General features: G+C 32.7%; 19 protein-coding genes and 5 tRNA genes. 23 read left to right on the top strand and 1 reads right to left on the bottom strand.

Annotated features, from left to right (window positions below; all coding sequences use genetic code 11):
- Positions 1-50: 50 nt before the first annotated feature.
- On the top strand, positions 51-956 hold the full coding sequence (gene porN, locus RM697_RS13085) for a type IX secretion system ring subunit PorN/GldN (protein WP_311428351.1): 906 nt from the start codon (positions 51-53) through the stop codon (positions 954-956).
- A gap of 140 nt (positions 957-1096) precedes the next feature.
- Positions 1097-2143: an NAD(P)/FAD-dependent oxidoreductase gene (locus RM697_RS13080; RefSeq protein WP_311428350.1), complete on the top strand. Its 1047-nt coding sequence runs from the start codon at positions 1097-1099 to the stop codon at positions 2141-2143.
- On the opposite strand, the gene RM697_RS13075 is transcribed toward RM697_RS13080, so the two are convergent.
- The gene (locus RM697_RS13075) at positions 2133-2525 is read right to left on the bottom strand and encodes a DUF983 domain-containing protein (protein ID WP_311428349.1); all 393 of its coding nucleotides are present in this window, start codon (positions 2523-2525) and stop codon (positions 2133-2135) included. The genes RM697_RS13080 and RM697_RS13075 overlap by 11 nt on opposite strands.
- A 111-nt stretch (positions 2526-2636) precedes the next feature.
- Between RM697_RS13075 and RM697_RS13070 the strand changes: the two genes are divergently transcribed.
- From RM697_RS13070 to rplL, 21 genes are all read left to right on the top strand, one after another.
- Positions 2637-4547, top strand: a complete 1911-nt coding sequence (locus RM697_RS13070) for an ABC-F family ATP-binding cassette domain-containing protein (protein WP_311428348.1) — start codon at positions 2637-2639, stop codon at positions 4545-4547.
- Positions 4548-4606: 59 nt separating this feature from the next.
- Entirely contained in the window at positions 4607-5878 is a 1272-nt protein-coding gene (locus tag RM697_RS13065; RefSeq protein WP_311428347.1) for a DUF2851 family protein, read from the top strand.
- Positions 5879-5918: 40 nt separating this feature from the next.
- Entirely contained in the window at positions 5919-6146 is a 228-nt protein-coding gene (locus RM697_RS13060; protein ID WP_311428346.1) for a PspC domain-containing protein, read from the top strand.
- 3 nt (positions 6147-6149) lie between these two features.
- Positions 6150-7175 carry a potassium channel family protein gene (locus RM697_RS13055; protein WP_311428345.1) on the top strand — a complete coding sequence of 342 codons (1026 nt, stop codon included), beginning with the start codon at positions 6150-6152 and terminating at the stop codon, positions 7173-7175.
- Positions 7176-7267: 92 nt separating this feature from the next.
- The gene (locus tag RM697_RS13050) at positions 7268-8866 is read left to right on the top strand and encodes an alanine/glycine:cation symporter family protein (protein WP_311428344.1); all 1599 of its coding nucleotides are present in this window, start codon (positions 7268-7270) and stop codon (positions 8864-8866) included.
- Positions 8867-8902: 36 nt separating this feature from the next.
- On the top strand, positions 8903-9775 hold the full coding sequence (locus RM697_RS13045) for a ComEA family DNA-binding protein (protein WP_311428343.1): 873 nt from the start codon (positions 8903-8905) through the stop codon (positions 9773-9775).
- A gap of 13 nt (positions 9776-9788) precedes the next feature.
- On the top strand, positions 9789-10955 hold the full coding sequence (locus RM697_RS13040; protein ID WP_311428342.1) for an acyl-CoA dehydrogenase family protein: 1167 nt from the start codon (positions 9789-9791) through the stop codon (positions 10953-10955).
- A gap of 150 nt (positions 10956-11105) precedes the next feature.
- The gene (locus RM697_RS13035; protein ID WP_311428341.1) at positions 11106-11993 is read left to right on the top strand and encodes a tyrosine-type recombinase/integrase; all 888 of its coding nucleotides are present in this window, start codon (positions 11106-11108) and stop codon (positions 11991-11993) included.
- A 24-nt stretch (positions 11994-12017) separates the two neighbouring features.
- Positions 12018-12320, top strand: coding sequence for a ribosome hibernation-promoting factor, HPF/YfiA family (hpf, locus tag RM697_RS13030; protein ID WP_311428340.1), 303 nt, complete (start codon positions 12018-12020; stop codon positions 12318-12320).
- 100 nt (positions 12321-12420) lie between these two features.
- Positions 12421-12494 (top strand) — tRNA-Thr (locus tag RM697_RS13025).
- Between the two features lie 37 nt (positions 12495-12531).
- Positions 12532-12614 (top strand) — tRNA-Tyr (locus RM697_RS13020).
- Positions 12615-12654: 40 nt separating this feature from the next.
- Positions 12655-12727 (top strand) — tRNA-Gly (locus tag RM697_RS13015).
- An 89-nt stretch (positions 12728-12816) separates the two neighbouring features.
- Positions 12817-12888 (top strand) — tRNA-Thr (locus RM697_RS13010).
- Between the two features lie 56 nt (positions 12889-12944).
- A complete protein-coding gene (gene tuf, locus RM697_RS13005; protein WP_311428339.1) occupies positions 12945-14132 on the top strand; it encodes an elongation factor Tu in 1188 nt (395 codons plus the stop codon).
- A 62-nt stretch (positions 14133-14194) separates the two neighbouring features.
- A tRNA-Trp gene (locus RM697_RS13000) sits at positions 14195-14267 on the top strand.
- 68 nt (positions 14268-14335) lie between these two features.
- On the top strand, positions 14336-14518 hold the full coding sequence (secE, locus tag RM697_RS12995; RefSeq protein ID WP_311428338.1) for a preprotein translocase subunit SecE: 183 nt from the start codon (positions 14336-14338) through the stop codon (positions 14516-14518).
- Between the two features lie 9 nt (positions 14519-14527).
- Positions 14528-15085: a transcription termination/antitermination protein NusG gene (gene nusG / locus RM697_RS12990; RefSeq protein WP_311428337.1), complete on the top strand. Its 558-nt coding sequence runs from the start codon at positions 14528-14530 to the stop codon at positions 15083-15085.
- A gap of 68 nt (positions 15086-15153) precedes the next feature.
- Positions 15154-15594, top strand: coding sequence for a 50S ribosomal protein L11 (rplK, locus tag RM697_RS12985; RefSeq protein WP_311428336.1), 441 nt, complete (start codon positions 15154-15156; stop codon positions 15592-15594).
- Between the two features lie 10 nt (positions 15595-15604).
- Positions 15605-16294: a 50S ribosomal protein L1 gene (gene rplA / locus RM697_RS12980; protein ID WP_311428335.1), complete on the top strand. Its 690-nt coding sequence runs from the start codon at positions 15605-15607 to the stop codon at positions 16292-16294.
- Between the two features lie 23 nt (positions 16295-16317).
- Complete coding sequence (gene rplJ, locus RM697_RS12975; RefSeq protein ID WP_311428334.1) at positions 16318-16839, top strand: 50S ribosomal protein L10; 522 nt, start codon at positions 16318-16320, stop codon at positions 16837-16839.
- A 64-nt stretch (positions 16840-16903) separates the two neighbouring features.
- On the top strand, positions 16904-17281 hold the full coding sequence (gene rplL / locus RM697_RS12970; protein ID WP_311428333.1) for a 50S ribosomal protein L7/L12: 378 nt from the start codon (positions 16904-16906) through the stop codon (positions 17279-17281).
- Positions 17282-17291 lie beyond the last annotated feature (10 nt).

Here is a 17291-nt window from a genome sequence, read left to right as displayed (position 1 = left end):
GATACGTCGTTATTTATAACGACGTATCAAAGTCCCAAAACAAATAAATTATGAAGTTTAAAATGTCTTTACTAACCATATTAGCCATTAGTTTCTTAGAAATTAATGCACAAGCTAATATTCTTAATGCTAGAATTCCTGAGGAAATTGGTTTAAAAACCGAAGCTCAGTTAGCTCTAGATAATAATGAACCATTAGAGTATGGTTATGTAGATGATAGAGATATCTTATTTTCTAAAATGACATGGGAAAAAGTGGTGCTAGATGAGCGCGTGAACTTTCCATTGTACTTTCCTGTAGATACCTTAACAGGAAATAGACGATCTTTATTCTATCATTTAATGAGTAACGTTAAGAGCGGAATGATACCAACAGTATATTCTGATTCTTATTTTTCTTCTGAAAGAACTTTAAAAGATTTAGAGCCTTCTCTTAAAAAAGAAGAGGTTACAGATGCAGGTGTAGAATGGATGAATGCCGAAGGTGTGTCTGATGTATCTCTAGTGCCAGATGAATACGTTATTAGAAGAGAAATTGTAGCAGAAGATATTAGTGCATACCTTATTAAAGGCTTATGGTATTTTGATAAGCGTCAGTCTGAGTTAAAGTATCGTATCATCGCTATAGCTCCAGCAGCACCAGATGTTAACTTTATTGACTCTGATGATGAAGCTAATAAAGAACCAATTGGTTTATTTTGGGTATTCTATCCAGAAATTAGAGATTTATTACATGAAGCTAAAGCATTTAATAACAAGAACAGCGCTGTGCCACTGTCGTTTGATCACTTATTAAATTCGCGTCGTTTCAATGGTTATATGTACCGAGAAGAAAATGTGTATGGTGATAGAGAAGTAAAAGAATACATCTCTGATAATGCCTTAATGCAACTATTAGAATCTGATAGAATTAAAGAAAAAATCAGAAACTTTGAACAAGATATGTGGGAATATTAATTTCACTTAAACACTATAAAAAAAAGCTCGTAATTATTACGAGCTTTTTTTATTTTGAGCTTAGGTATACATTATAACAAAAATATTAAATCAATAGTTTCAACTCTTGTTACAAAATCCATTTACTACTTTTGTCTTTAATGAAACATGTAGATTATATTATTGTTGGATGTGGCTTAGCAGGTATTGCTTTTTGTGAAGAATTAAGAGCACTAGGTAAAACCTTTTGTGTTTTTGATAATAACTCACAACAATCCTCATTGGTTGCAGCAGGATTATATAATCCTGTAATTTTAAAACGTTTTACTAAAGTATGGAAGTCTAAAGAACAGTTAGCACTCCTAGATTTCTATTACACAAGGCTAGAAAAATTATTAGATGTAAAATTAGATTATAAGTTTCCAATCCTTAGAAAGTTTTCATCTGTAGAAGAGCAAAACTTATGGTTTCAAGCAACTGATAAACCTGGTTTAGAGCCATATTTATCTTTGGATATCAAAAAAAACACGAACCCAAATATTGAAGCTAACTTTGGTTTTGGAACAGTAAAGTCTACTGGTAGAATAGAGACATCGCGCTTAATTTATCATTATAAAAAATACTTAAAATCAATTAATGTATTAATTGAAGAAACGTTTGATTATAGTGTACTTGTTTCAGAAGAGACAAGCGTTATCTACAAAGATTATACATCTAAACATATTGTTTTTGCAGAAGGATTTGGTATACGAAACAATCCGTTTTTTAATCACTTACCACTTTATGGTACAAAAGGTGAAGTGCTTACAATTAAAGCACCTAAATTACAATTAGACTATGCAATAAAGTCTTCAGTATTTATTATTCCTGAAGGAAATGATACGTATAGAGTTGGATCAACGTATAATAGAGATGATAAAACAAATAAGCCTACAGTAGCAGGAAAAAAAGAATTGGTTTCTAAATTAGAAACGCTCATGACATGTGAATATGAAATTATAGATCATAAAGCTGGAGTAAGACCAACTGTAAAAGATAGGCGACCTTTAATAGGAAGACATCATCAGCATCAAAGTATCTATCTACTAAATGGTTTAGGATCTAGAGGTGTTATGGTTTCACCCTATATATCAAAACAATTGTATGCTTTTATTGAGCATAATGAGCCATTAAATCCTGAAATAAACTGTAATCGTTTTAATCCTTAGTTTTTTCTACTAAAGCCTTGTCGTAGCTCATAAATAGGTTTATCCAGATATTACGAGATAATCGCATAATAACTGGCATAAAGACTACCAATGTTCCTATTATTGACATAAAAGCAATATGTATGCTTGCTCCTAACAATAGATAACTTACCACAAAAGCAGCTACAGCAAAAGCAATACCAACGCCATAACTCACATACATAGAACCATAGAAAAATGAAGGTTCTAGTCTGTATTTAGTATGGCAATGAGAACAATGATCATTAATTTTTAAAGTATCAGAAATAACGTAAGGATTTTTAACAGTATACATAGATTCTTGGTGACATTTTGGGCAAGCACCAAAAAGAATACTATAAAGTTTCATTCCTTTCCTAATCATAATCTAAAACTATTACTTTTGCGTTTTTAAAACAGTACAAAGATAAATGTATTGTGAAATTGTGATGTAACTAAACTAACGTTAATTACAATTGTAATATTAAAAAAAACTATGCTAAACATTCATAATCTTTCTATTTCTTTTCAAGGCGAATATTTATTTGAAGAGATTACATTTAAGTTAGGTCTCGGAGATCGTGTTGGACTTATTGGTAAGAATGGTGCAGGTAAATCTACGATGCTTAAAATCTTAGCAAAAGAATTAGAATCGGATTCTGGACAGATCGCTGCAGATAAAGAAGTTAGGATTGGCTTTTTAAAACAAGACATTGATTTTGTTTATGGTCGTACTGTTTTAGATGAAGCTTATGAGGCATTTACAGAGATTCGTCAGTTAGAAACTAAGATGGAGCAGATTAATACAGATTTAGCTCAGCGAACAGATTACGAAAGTGAGTCTTACAATCAATTAATGATAGATTTAAATGACATTCAGCACCAATACGAAATCATAGGAGGTTATAATTACCAAGGCGATACAGAGAAAGTCCTTCAAGGTTTAGGTTTTAAACGCGACGATTTTAATAAGTTAACTGACACGTTTTCTGGTGGTTGGCGAATGCGTATTGAGTTAGCAAAACTCTTACTTCAAAATAACGATTTATTGTTATTAGATGAGCCAACAAACCACTTAGATATTGAATCTATTATTTGGTTAGAGCAGTTTCTAAAAAATTATGCAGGTGCTGTAGTAATTGTTTCTCATGATAAGATGTTTTTAGATAATGTTACTAATAGAACTATTGAGATAACTTTAGGTAGAATTTACGATTATAAAAAACCGTACTCTCAGTATTTAGTGTTACGTTCAGAAATTAAGGAACAGCAATTAGCTGCGCAAAAAAATCAGGAAAAACAAATACAGCAAACCGAACGTCTTATCGAAAAATTTAGAGCTAAGGCATCTAAAGCAACAATGGCACAATCTTTAATAAAGAAACTAGACCGTATAGATAGAATTGAAGTCGATGACGAGGATCATAGTGTAATGACTTTGAACTTTCCAATATCTATTACGCCAGGAAAAGTTGTTGTTGAGGCTGTTGGAGTCTCTAAAAATTATGATGATTTACAAGTGCTCAGTTCAGTAGATTTGTTAATTGAACGCGATTCTAAAACGGCGTTTGTTGGACAGAATGGTCAAGGTAAATCTACCTTAGCAAAAATTATTGTTGGTGAAATAGATTATAATGGAGATTTAAAGCTTGGTCATAATGTTCAGATAGGCTATTTCGCACAAAATCAAGCTGAGTATTTAGATGGAAATAAAACGGTTTTAGATACTATGATAGATGCAGCCAACGAGAAAAACCGAACTAAGGTTCGTGATATTTTAGGCGCATTTTTATTTAGAGGCGATGAGGTAGAAAAATATGTAAAGGTGCTTTCCGGAGGCGAACGAAATAGGCTTGCTCTTGCAAAATTATTATTGCAACCTTTTAATGTGCTTATTATGGATGAGCCTACAAACCATTTGGATATAAAATCCAAGAATGTACTAAAAGAAGCTTTAAAACGGTTTGAAGGTACACTCATTTTAGTATCGCATGATAGAGATTTTCTCCAAGGATTAACCAATAAGGTTTATGAATTTAAAGACCAAAAGTTGAGAGAATATCTTGGTGATATCGATTATTACTTAGAGCAGCGTAATGTTGAGAACCTAAGAGAGGTAGAAAAACGAACGGTTGTAGAAACCACAAAAAAAGAAAGCTCAAATAAATTATCGTACCAAGACCAAAAGCAACTAAAATCTTTAAACAATAGGTTAAGTAAGTTAGAATCTAAAATAAATGATCTTGAAAAAGAGATAAAAACTATTGATGTAGACTTAGCTACTAATTATGATGAAGTGGTTTCAGATCCAGAATTTTTTGATCAATATCAAGCCAAAAAAGATAAATTAGAACAATGGATGCTTGATTGGGAAGCTATACAAGATGAGATTGATAAGTTAAGTTAAAGAGTTCTAAATCTATTATTATTTTTTGAAGTTAAGGAGTCATTCGCTACTTTAGTAATATGCGCGAAGATTTTCTTCATTACCTCTGGAAACACAAAAAAATTAATCCAACAAATTTAAGTACTTCACTAGACGAGGCAATTAGTATCATTTCTGTTGGTACGCACAATCTAAATTCTGGTCCAGATTTTTTTAATGCTCAACTAAGAATTGATAATCAACTTTGGGCTGGTAATGTAGAAATACATATTAAATCTAGTGATTGGTATGTGCATAAGCACGAAACGGATAGTGCATACGATAATGTAATATTGCATGTGGTTTGGGAGCATGATACTGATATTTATAGAGAAGATAATTCTGTAATCCCAACACTGCAACTAAAAGATGTGATTGACACAGGTATGCTTCTTAACTACAAACGCCTTTTTAATGCATCTAAAACATGGATAAATTGTGAAAATGACTTTGCTTCAGTTTCAGATTTCACAGTGTCTAATTGGTTAGAGCGTTTATACGTTGAACGTTTAGAAGAAAAATCTCTTCTAATACAAGAACTATTAGCATCCTCTAATAATGATTGGGAAGCAGTACTTTTTAAGATGCTAGCAAAAAACTTTGGTTTAAAAGTTAATGGCGAATCATTTTTGTCTTTAGCACAATCGTTTGATTTTAAGGTTTTAAGAAAACTTAAAAGTAACCCTGAAGATATCGAAGCTTTGTTCTTTGGGCAAACGGGTTTGTTAATCAAAGAGCATCAGGATGATTATCATAGTAAGCTTGAAGAGCAATATTCATTTTTAGTATCTAAATTTAAGTTAGATAATGCAGGTGTTTTACCTCTTAAATTTTTTAGATTAAGACCTTCAAATTTCCCAACGATTCGTTTATCTCAATTAGCATCTTTGTATGCAACGAAAGACAATTTGTTTTCAAACATTATAAACCTAAACACTAAAGATGATTTTTACAAAGTGTTTAATGTTTCGGCATTACATTACTGGAATACTCATTATAGTTTTGGTAAAACGTCAAAAGCATCTCAAAAGATATTATCTAGATCTTTTATCAATTTACTAATTGTTAATACAATCATTCCTTTAAAGTTTTGTTATTCTAAATCTCAAGGCAAATCAATTGAAGATGACATTATTAATTTAATAAAACAACTTCCGTTGGAGCAAAATAGTATAGTAAAACGATTTAATCATATAAAACCTTTGGGTAAATCAGCACTAGAATCTCAAAGTTTACTTCAATTAAAAACACAGTATTGTAACAAACATAATTGTTTAAAATGTGCTATTGGTAATTCTCTGATTAATGGATGATTTTGTAAGCCTAGCATCAAAAAATAATTAACTTGCAATAATGAATCTATTTTACAAATTATTACTCTATTTTCAGAAGCGTGGCTATTATGTTTGCCAACGTATTGCAGATAGAATTGGTATAAGAGCCAAAGTGGTAAGAACGTCTTTTATGTACCTTACTTTTGTAACCGTTGGGTTTGGGTTTGCTTTATATTTGTTTTTTGCATTTTGGATTAGAATTAAAGATTTAGTGTATACCAAAAGAAGTTCAGTTTTCGATTTATAATCTATGAATAATCCTCTAATACGTTTATTTAGATCTAAATTTTACACAGCAATATTGTTATTACTTACTGTGATGGTAATTGGTATTTTAGGTTTTAGGTTTATGTCTGGTTATTCTTGGGTAGATGCTTTATACATGACAGTAATTACTATTACTACTGTTGGTTTTGGAGAAGTTCATCCATTAGATGATACTGCAAAAATATTTACCGTATTTTTAATTTTGGCAAGTGTAATAATCGTTGCTTTTGCTATATCTGTGATTACTGAATATATTCTAAGTAAAAATAATATTGAAGAATTAAAACAAAAGAAAATGCAAAAGAAAATTGATGCTATGTCTAATCATATTATTATTTGTGGTTATGGCAGAAACGGAAAGCAAGCTGCACAAAAACTACTAGCTTACAAGAAACCTTTTGTGATCATAGAAAGAAATAAGCCAGTAATAGATAAATATCAACAAGATAATATGCCTTTTGTTTTTGGTAATGCTAACGAGGATGAGGTATTACTAAAAGCAGGTGTAGATAGAGCAAATACATTAATATCTGCTTTGCCAAATGATGCTGATAATCTGTTTGTGGTTCTTTCAGCAAGACAGATAAATAAAGAGATGTGCATAATTAGCAGAGCATCACAAGAGACGTCTTATAATAAATTAAAACTAGCAGGAGCTAATAATGTTATTCTTCCAGATAGAATAGGAGGCGATCACATGGCATCTTTAGTCGTTGTGCCAGATTTAATTGAATTTATAGATAATTTATCTATTATAGGTGAAGGCAACATAAATATCGAAGAAATTGCAGTAGAACAATTGTACAATATTGAGACTGTAAAAACGATTAGAGATTTAGACTTACGAAAAAAAACGGGTTGTACAATAATTGGCTACAAGTCTAACCAAGGAGAATATATTGTAAATCCTGAGGCGAGTACAGCGTTAGTAGAAAATTCAAAAATCATTGTTTTAGGTAGACCAGAACAAATTCAGAAGTTAAATTCAGTCTACAATATACAAGTCTAGAACACCCATTTTAACGCTCAAGGTTTTAAAAACTCAATAATTTTTAGCATCTTGTCAGCTAATAAACTTATAACTAACTAATACCTTATATAATGAAGAAAGCTCTTCTTTCAATTTTCACACTTTTATTACCCTTATTAAATTTTGCCCAGGAAGCTCAAGAGGCTGGAATTGACCAAAAAATAGATGAAGCTTTCGGTAGTGCTACTGGATGGTTCGTAAGTGCAATTTTTTACCAAATAGATTTTGGTGGAGGTGTTAAGGTGTTCTGGGTTTTATTTCCTTTAATAATAGGAGCGCTTTATTTTACATTTTACTTTAAACTCATAAATTTTAGTGGCTTTTTTACCTCTATTAATATTGTTAGAGGAAAATATGATGATTTAGATAAATCTGAACCAGAACTTGCGGTTGCTGGAGATGCAACACCAGGTGGAGATGCAATTGAAACTATAAAAGTTGAAGGTCATGATGGTGAAGTATCACATTTTCAAGCCTTAACAGCTGCTTTATCTGCTACTGTCGGACTAGGTAATATTGCTGGTGTCGCTATTGCAGTCTCTATTGGTGGAGCTGGTGCAACATTTTGGATGATTGTAGCTGGGTTTTTAGGTATGGCATCAAAGTTTGTTGAATGTACCTTAGGTGTAAAGTATAGAGATATTGAGTCTGATGGTACTGTTTATGGAGGACCAATGTACTACCTAACTAAAGGTTTAAAAGAAAAAGGCCTTGCTGGACTTGGAAAAGTTTTAGCAGTATTATTTGCCATTTTTGTAATTGGTGGTTCTTTTGGAGGTGGAAACATGTTTCAGGTTAATCAGGCATTCCAATTAGTTGAAAATATTACTGGTGGTTCAGATTCTTTCTTACATGGTTACGGATGGGCTTTTGGTCTTGTAATGGCAATTTTAGTTGGTATAGTCATCATAGGTGGAATTAAAAAAATAGCCAAGGTTACAGATAAAATTGTGCCATTTATGGTTGTAATTTATGTTGTAGCTTCATTGTTTGTAATATTTGTAAATTATAATATGATTGGTGATGCTTTTGCGCAAATCTTTAATGGTGCGTTTAGTCCAGAAGGAGTTGCAGGTGGTGCAGTTGGTGTTTTAGTTCAAGGATTTAGACGAGCTGCTTTCTCTAATGAAGCTGGTATAGGTTCTGCTTCAATAGCACATTCAGCAGTAAAGACTAAATATGCAGCGAGTGAAGGTATGGTAGCTTTATTAGAACCATTTATTGATACCGTTTTAGTATGTACAATGACAGCATTAGTTTTAATTATTACAGGAAATGTGACTGCTGCCAATGCAGGTCTAAATGATGCACAAGCTATTCTATTAACATCTGGTGCATTTGAGTCTGCTATATCGTGGTTCCCATATGTGTTAACTGTTGCTGTGGTTCTTTTTGCATTTAGTTCAATGATTTCATGGTCTTATTATGGGTTCCAAGGATGGTCATATCTATTCGGTAGAACAAAAAAAGCTGAGTACACATATAAAGTAATTTTCTGTTTATTTGTAATTGTTGGTGCAGCTGCAAGTTTAGGCTCCGTCATTGGTTTTTCTGATGCCATGATTTTTGCTATGATGGTACCTAACATGATAGGTCTAGTCATATTAGCACCAAAAGTAAGAGCAGAATTAAAAAGATATATGGATGCGATAAAATCTGAGAAAGCATAAAATAATTTTTGTATATTCATCTTTAAAACCTTAAAGATGAATCAGTTAAAATCCCATTCTAAGTTTAGTCATAAACAAAGAATTGGGATTTTACTTTTGGTAACACTAATCATTCTGGTACAAATTTTATATTATGTTCTTAATCAGTCTTCACCAAAGGTTAATGAAGATGTTAAAGTATTAGAGCTTTATCAAAGCGAAGTGGATTCTTTAAAGCAAGTAGCTGTTGAAAATAATAAGCCTAAAATTTATCCTTTTAATCCAAATTTTATTACAGATTATAAAGGTTATACTTTAGGAATGTCTAATATAGAAATCGATAGGCTTCTAAGTTTTAGAGCTAAAGATCAATGGATAAATTCTGCAAAACAGTTTCAACAAGTCACAAAAGTTTCAGATTCACTACTTAATAGCATATCTATATATTTTAAATTCCCAGAATGGGTAACTAATCCTAAACCCCAAAATTCATATAATAACACCTTTAATAATTTACCAAAGACTTATGGCCAAAAAATAGATCTTAATATTGCTACATCAGAGCAGTTAAAACGAGTTAATGGTATTGGTGAAAAACTCTCAGAACGTATTATCAATTATAGAAAAAAGTTAGGAGGTTTTGTGTCTAATATTCAACTTCAAGAGGTTTATGGTTTATCGCCAGAAGTTATTGAGCGGATTAATAACGCATTCATAGTAAAGACACCTAAGAAAATTACGATCATCAACTTAAATACAGCTACAACCGAAGAACTGGTTAGGATTCCAAATATAGATTATGAAATAGCACATTATATCATTGAGCAGAGAACACTTAGAGAAGGATTCAAATCTTTAGATGAATTAACAAAAGTTAAGGATTTCCCAATCCAGAAAATAGAGATTATTAAGTTATATTTGCAACTCTAAAAAGCAATGTTGTATGAGTGGTATGTACTTCACAGAAGAGCATGAGTTATTTCGCGAAAGTTTAAAAGATTTTTTACAAAAAGAGGTGGTTCCTCATATAGAAAAGTGGGAAAAAACAGGAACGATTGAGCGCTTTATTTGGGAAAAATTTGGAGAAATGGGCTACTTTGGTTTAGCCTACCCTGAAGCTTATGGAGGTCTTGATTTAGATTTGTTCTATACCGTAATTTTATTAGAAGAACTTCAAAAAATAAATTCGGGCGGATTTGCAGCAGCAATTTGGGCACATGCTTACCTTGCTATGACTCATCTTAATAAAGAAGGAAATCATGATATTAAGGAACGCTATTTAGCGCCAAGCATATCTGGTGAAAAAATAGGATGCTTGTGTGTAACAGAACCCTTTGGAGGAAGTGATGTTGCTGGTATGAGAACTACAGCTGTTAAAGATGGTGATTATTATATTCTTAACGGTTCTAAAACATTTATCACTAATGGTGTTTATGGTGATTATATGATTGTTGCTGCAAAAACTAATCTAGAGTTAGGTAATAAGGGTATTAGTATTTTTGTAGTAGATAGCAATACGGAAGGTGTATCAGCTACCAAGCTAGATAAGTTAGGTTGGCGAGCTTCAGATACTGGAGAGATTGCTTTTGATAATGTAAAAATTCCTGCAAATCAGTTAATGGGTGAAGAAGGTAAAGGCTTTCCGTATATAATGCAGCATTTTGCATTAGAGCGTTTAATTATGGGAATTAACGCACATGCAAGAGCTGAATATGCTCTAGAATATACTCAACAATATATGTCTGAGCGTACCACTTTTGGTAAATCATTAGATTCATATCAAGCACTAAGACATCGATTTGTAGATATGTATGCCGATATGCAATTGTGTAAAAACTACAATTACATGGTAGCAGATCAATTAAATAAAGGCGCTTATGTAGTTGAAGAAGCTACTATTTCTAAGTTGAAATCAACAAAAATCGCAGATGAAATAGCTTACAATTGTCTTCAATTTTTAGGTGGATATGGTTATATGGAAGAATATCCACTTGCACGCTTACTTAGAGATAGTAGATTAGGACCTATTGGAGGTGGAACATCAGAGATACTTAAAGAAATACTTTCTAAAATGGTCATAGATAAAAAGTCTTATAAACCTGCTACGTAATTATTATAACTTTAGACTACAAAACGCTTAGAGGAATTGAGACGATAAAATAATCAGAATATAAGTCTTGCTTTTGCAGGACTTTTTTTATTCTAAGTACTAATAATTACAAATAATTTTGGTATCTTTAATATCCACCAAAAGTGAAATATGCCTTTTAAATCTTTTTCAGATTATCTGTTACTAGAGAAAAAGTATTCTGAACTTACTGTAGGAGCTTATGTTTCCGATCTTAAAAGTTTTCAAGCGTATAATTTTTCTGAGTTTACTCAAAAACAAATTATAAATGTCAATTACGCCCAGATTAGAAGTTGGATTATACATTTAGCAGAATTGAAATTAGAAAACAAAACTATAAACAGAAAAGTCTCATCATTAAATACCTATTATAAATTCTTAATAAAAGTAGGAGCAATAGCCTCTAACCCATTGTCAAACCATAAAGCATTAAAAACTTCAAAGAGAATTCAAGTTCCTTTTACAGCAGAAGAAGTAGAACAAGTTCTTAATACTATAGAATTCAAAGATGATTTTCAAGGTTATAGAGATCGCTTAATTATAGAGCTATTATATGTAACAGGTATACGAAGAGCAGAATTAATAGAATTAAAACTTAATCATTTAGAGTTAGAGTGTAAAACTTTAAAAGTTTTAGGTAAAAGAAACAAAGAGCGAGTAGTACCATTAATACAGTCTATAGAATCAACAATGAGTAAGTATTTAAAATACAGAAATGAATTACCTTGTATTGTTGACGGTCAATATTTATTTCTTACAAACAAAGGTTTAAAATTATATGCCAATGTAATATATAGGTTAGTTAATCAATATTTCACTAATGTTTCATCAAAAGAAAAACGTAGTCCACATATTTTAAGACATTCATTTGCTACTCATTTATTAAATGAAGGAGCAAATCTTAACTCAGTAAAAGAATTGTTGGGTCATACTAGTTTAGCATCAACTCAAGTATATACACATAATAGTATTGCGGAATTAAAAAAAGTATATGCTAAAGCTCACCCAAGAAGTAAATAAATTGTCTAACTAAAAACGATAAGTATGAAAGTAAACACACAATCGGTCAATTTTAATGCAGATAGTAAATTAATAGACTTTATTCAGAGAAGAATGGATAAGCTAGAGTTATTTTATGATAAAATCATACAATCAGATGTGTATTTAAAAGTTGAAAATACTAGCGAAAAAGAAAATAAAATCGTTGAAGCTAAGGTTAGTGTTCCAGGTGATAGTTTTATTGTTAAAAAACAATGCAAATCTTTTGAAGAAGGTGCTGATATGGCAGCATCATCATTAGAAAGACAGTTAAAAAAACGCAAACAAAAATTGAGATCTCATATCTAGTAATTTTTTTTCAAAAATATTTTGAATACAAAAATAAAACGCTACATTTGCAGTCCGTTAGAAATAGCGGACTTTTTTATTGCAAAAAAGTGAACAAAAAGCCGATGTAGCTCAGCTGGCTAGAGCAGCTGATTTGTAATCAGCAGGTCGTGGGTTCGAGTCCCTCCATCGGCTCTTTAAGTTCTTATAAATAGTGATTTATACCAATTTTGGGGAGATACTCAAGCGGCCAACGAGGACAGACTGTAAATCTGTTGGTTTTCACCTTCGCAGGTTCGAATCCTGCTCTCCCCACAGAATTTTTTAAATTACTGTTAAAACAGTAATAATAATTGCGGGAGTAGCTCAGTTGGTAGAGCGTCAGCCTTCCAAGCTGAATGTCGCCGGTTCGAACCCGGTCTCCCGCTCAAAATTCTAGATATCTAGAAAAGATTGAGTATTGATAAATATTTTGCTCTAAATTATAGAGTTGAATTTTTTGAATCCAAACCCAAAAGCCGGTGTAGCTCAGGGGTAGAGCGTTTCCTTGGTAAGGAAGAGGTCACGGGTTCAAATCCCGTCATTGGCTCAACGATAGAATAATTTTTTGAACACTAATATTAAATAAGATTAAAATAATTAAACATGGCAAAGGAAACTTTTGATCGTTCGAAACCACACCTTAACATAGGTACAATCGGACACGTAGATCACGGTAAAACGACTTTAACTGCTGCTATTACTTCTGTATTAGCAAATGCTGGTTTATCTGAAAAGAGAGATTTCGATCAAATCGATAACGCTCCAGAAGAAAAAGAAAGAGGTATTACAATTAATACATCTCACGTAGAGTATCAAACAGCTAACCGTCACTATGCGCACGTTGACTGTCCAGGTCACGCGGATTATGTAAAGAACATGGTTACTGGTGCTGCTCAGATGGATGGTGCTATTTTAGTTGTTGCTGCTACAGATGGTCCTATGCCACAAACACGTGAGCACATATTATTAGGACGTCAGGTAGGTATTCCAAGAATCGTTGTATTCATGAATAAAGTGGATATGGTTGATGATGAAGAATTACTTGAGTTAGTAGAAATGGAAATCAGAGATTTATTATCATTCTATGAGTATGATGGTGATAATGGTCCTGTGATAGCAGGTTCTGCATTAGGTGCTTTAAATGGTGAGCAAAAATGGGTTGATACAGTTATGGAATTAATGGAAGCTGTCGATACTTGGATTGAATTACCAAAGCGTGATGTTGAAAAAGATTTCTTAATGCCTATCGAGGACGTATTCTCAATTACTGGTCGTGGTACTGTTGCAACTGGTCGTATTGAAACTGGTGTAGCAAATACTGGAGACGCTGTAGATATTATTGGTATGGGAGCTGAGAAATTATCTTCTACAATTACTGGAGTTGAAATGTTCCGTAAAATTCTTGATAGAGGAGAAGCTGGTGATAACGTAGGTATCTTATTAAGAGGTATAGAGAAATCAGATATCTCTAGAGGTATGGTAATTGTTAAGCCTGGTTCAGTAACACCGCACTCTAAATTTAAGGCTGAGGTTTACATCCTTAAAAAAGAAGAAGGTGGTCGTCATACACCATTTCATAATAACTATCGTCCACAATTCTATGTACGTACAACAGACGTAACAGGTAATATTGCTTTACCTGATGGAGTTGAGATGGTTATGCCTGGAGATAACTTAACTATTACGGTTGAATTAATTCAACCAATTGCAATGAACGTAGGTTTACGTTTCGCAATCCGTGAAGGAGGTAGAACAGTTGGAGCAGGTCAGGTAACTGAGATTTTAGACTAAACACTAGTTTAATAAACACATAAAGTTAAGGTATTCCAAATCGGAATACCTTGACTTGTATTACGGGTTTAGCTCAGTTGGTAGAGCACTGGTCTCCAAAACCAGTTGTCGGGAGTTCGAGCCTCTCAACCCGTGCTAAATTAATAATACTAGGTTAGGAACCTAATAAAATAACACTAACAGTGTTTAAAATATAGCTAAAGATGGTAAATTATATTAAAGAATCATTTGACGAATTAAAGAATCATGTGACTTGGCCAAGTTGGGCAGAAGCACAGCGATTAACAGTAATTGTTGCAGTATTTTCAATTATATTTTCATTAGCTATTTGGGGAGTAGACTCAGTGTTTAGTAGGGTGATAAAAGCATTTTTTAACTTAATATAAGCACAAGAAATGTCTGGAGGAAGCGGAAATAAGAAATGGTATGTTGTAAGAGCTGTAAGTGGTCAAGAAAATAAAATCAAAACTTACATAGAGAATGAAATTACTCGATTAGGTTTACAAGATTTTGTTGATCAGGTATTAGTGCCTACAGAAAAAGTTATCCAAATAAGAAATGGAAAGAAGGTAAATAAAGAACGTGTTTATTTTCCAGGCTATATTATGATACAGGCCAACTTAAGCGGAGAAGTACCTCATATTATTAAATCCATTACTAATGTAATTGGTTTTTTAGGAGAAACTAAAGGCGGAGATCCAGTACCATTAAGACAATCTGAAGTTAACAGAATGCTTGGAAAAGTAGACGAATTGGCTTTAGAAGCAGATGCTAATGTTGCTATACCGTTTACCATCGGAGAAACTGTTAAAGTTATAGATGGACCTTTCAACGGATTTGACGGGACTATCGAAAAAATAAATGAAGAAAAGCGTAAACTTGAAGTAATGGTTAAAATTTTCGGAAGAAAAACACCATTAGAGTTAAGTTATATGCAAGTAGAAAAAGTATAATAATTGTTACAATAGATGGGTAATTGTTTTTGCTTCCAATAAAAACATTACCAACTAAATTTTTAAAAATGGCAAAAGAACTAGACAAAGTAGTTAAGTTACAAGTTCGGGGAGGTGCAGCGAATCCATCGCCACCGGTTGGACCCGCTTTAGGTGCCGCTGGAGTTAATATTATGGAGTTCTGTAAGCAGTTTAATGCTAGAACTCAGGATAAACCTGGTAAAGTATTACCAGTTGTTATCTCTGTTTACAAAGACAAATCATTTGAATTTGTAATCAAAACTCCTCCAGCAGCAGTACAATTATTAGAAGCGGCCAAAGTAAAAAAAGGATCCGGTGAACCGAACCGTAAAAAAGTTGCAAAAGTAACTTGGGATCAAGTGAAGACAATTGCTGAAGACAAAATGGTAGATTTAAATGCATTTACTATTGGGTCAGCTATGAAAATGGTTGCAGGAACAGCAAGGTCTATGGGTATCACTGTTAAAGGAGGTGAAGCTCCAAACTAAATTTTTTGAAATGGCAAGATTAACAAAAAAGCAAAAAGAAGCAAGAGCTAAAGTTGATAAGAATAAACTTTACTCTTTAGAAGAAGCTTCAGCTTTACTTAAAGAAATTACATACACAAAATTTGATGCCTCTGTAGATTTAGCAATACGACTTGGAGTAGATCCTCGTAAAGCTAATCAGATGGTTCGTGGCGTAGTATCTCTTCCTCACGGAACAGGTAAAGATATGAAGGTTTTAGCATTGGTAACTCCAGACAAGGAGGCTGAAGCTAAAGAAGCTGGTGCTGATTATGTAGGTTTAGATGAATACTTACAAAAAATCAAAGACGGTTGGACAGACGTTGACGTTATCGTTACAATGCCAAGTGTTATGGGTAAATTAGGACCATTAGGTAGAGTATTAGGACCAAGAGGTCTTATGCCAAATCCAAAAACAGGAACAGTAACTATGGATGTTGCTAAAGCTGTAAGTGAAGTAAAAGCAGGTAAAATTGACTTTAAAGTTGATAAAACAGGAATTATTCATGCACCAATAGGTAAAGCGTCATTTAGCGCTGATAAACTAGTAGGTAATGCAGAAGAATTATTATCTACACTTATGAAACTTAAACCAACAGCAGCAAAAGGTACCTACATGAAAAGTGTTTTCATGTCTAGTACGATGAGTCCAAGTATTGCTATAGACCCAAAAGTAAGTTAAATAGTAGTTAAACCCTTATAATTATGACAAGAGAAGAAAAATCACTAGTAATTGAAGAGTTAACTGCTCAATTAGCAGATAATACGAATATCTATTTAACAGATATTTCTGGATTAGATGCAGTAAACACTTCAAACTTACGTCGTGCTTGTTTTAAAGCAGATGTAAGATTATCTGTAGTAAAAAATACATTATTAGAAAAAGCAATGGAAGCTTCTGAAAAAGATTTCGGTGATCTTCCTGCTACCTTAAAAGGTAATACCTCTGTAATGTATTCAGAAACTGGTAATGCTCCAGCTAAAGTAATTAAAGCATTCCGCAAGAAATCAGAAAAGCCTTTATTAAAAGGAGCTTTTATTGAGGAATCAATTTACATTGGTGATGAGCAATTAGATGCTTTAGTAGATATTAAGTCTAGAGAAGAACTTATTGGTGAGATTATTGGATTACTTCAATCGCCTGCTAAGAATGTTATCTCAGCACTTAAATCTAGTGGAGGAAAATTATCAGGTATCTTAAAAACGTTATCCGAAAAAGAAGGATAATAAAATAAGTACGCACACAAAACAAAAAAAATAAATTAAAAAACACGATTAAAACGATAGAAAAATGGCAGATTTAAAAGATTTCGCAGAACAACTAGTTAACTTAACGGTAAAAGAAGTAAATGAGTTAGCTGATATTTTAAAAGATGAGTATGGTATCGAACCTGCTGCTGCAGCTGTAGCTGTTGCTGCTGGAGGTGGCGCTGCTGGTGGAGACGCTGCAGAAGAGCAAACTGAATTCGATGTAATCCTTAAAGCAGCTGGAGGCTCTAAATTAGCTGTAGTAAAATTAGTTAAAGAATTAACTGGATTAGGATTAAAAGATGCTAAAGGTTTAGTTGATGATGCACCAAGTACAATTAAGGAAGGTGTAACTAAAGACGAAGCTGAAGGTTTAAAATCATCTTTAGAAGAAGCAGGAGCAGAAGTTGAGCTTAAGTAAGCTTAACCCT

Source organism: Microcosmobacter mediterraneus, from assembly GCF_031846265.1.
In the GTDB taxonomy this organism is placed as follows: domain Bacteria; phylum Bacteroidota; class Bacteroidia; order Flavobacteriales; family Flavobacteriaceae; genus Microcosmobacter; species Microcosmobacter mediterraneus.
This window is presented reverse-complemented; position numbering and strand designations above follow the sequence as displayed.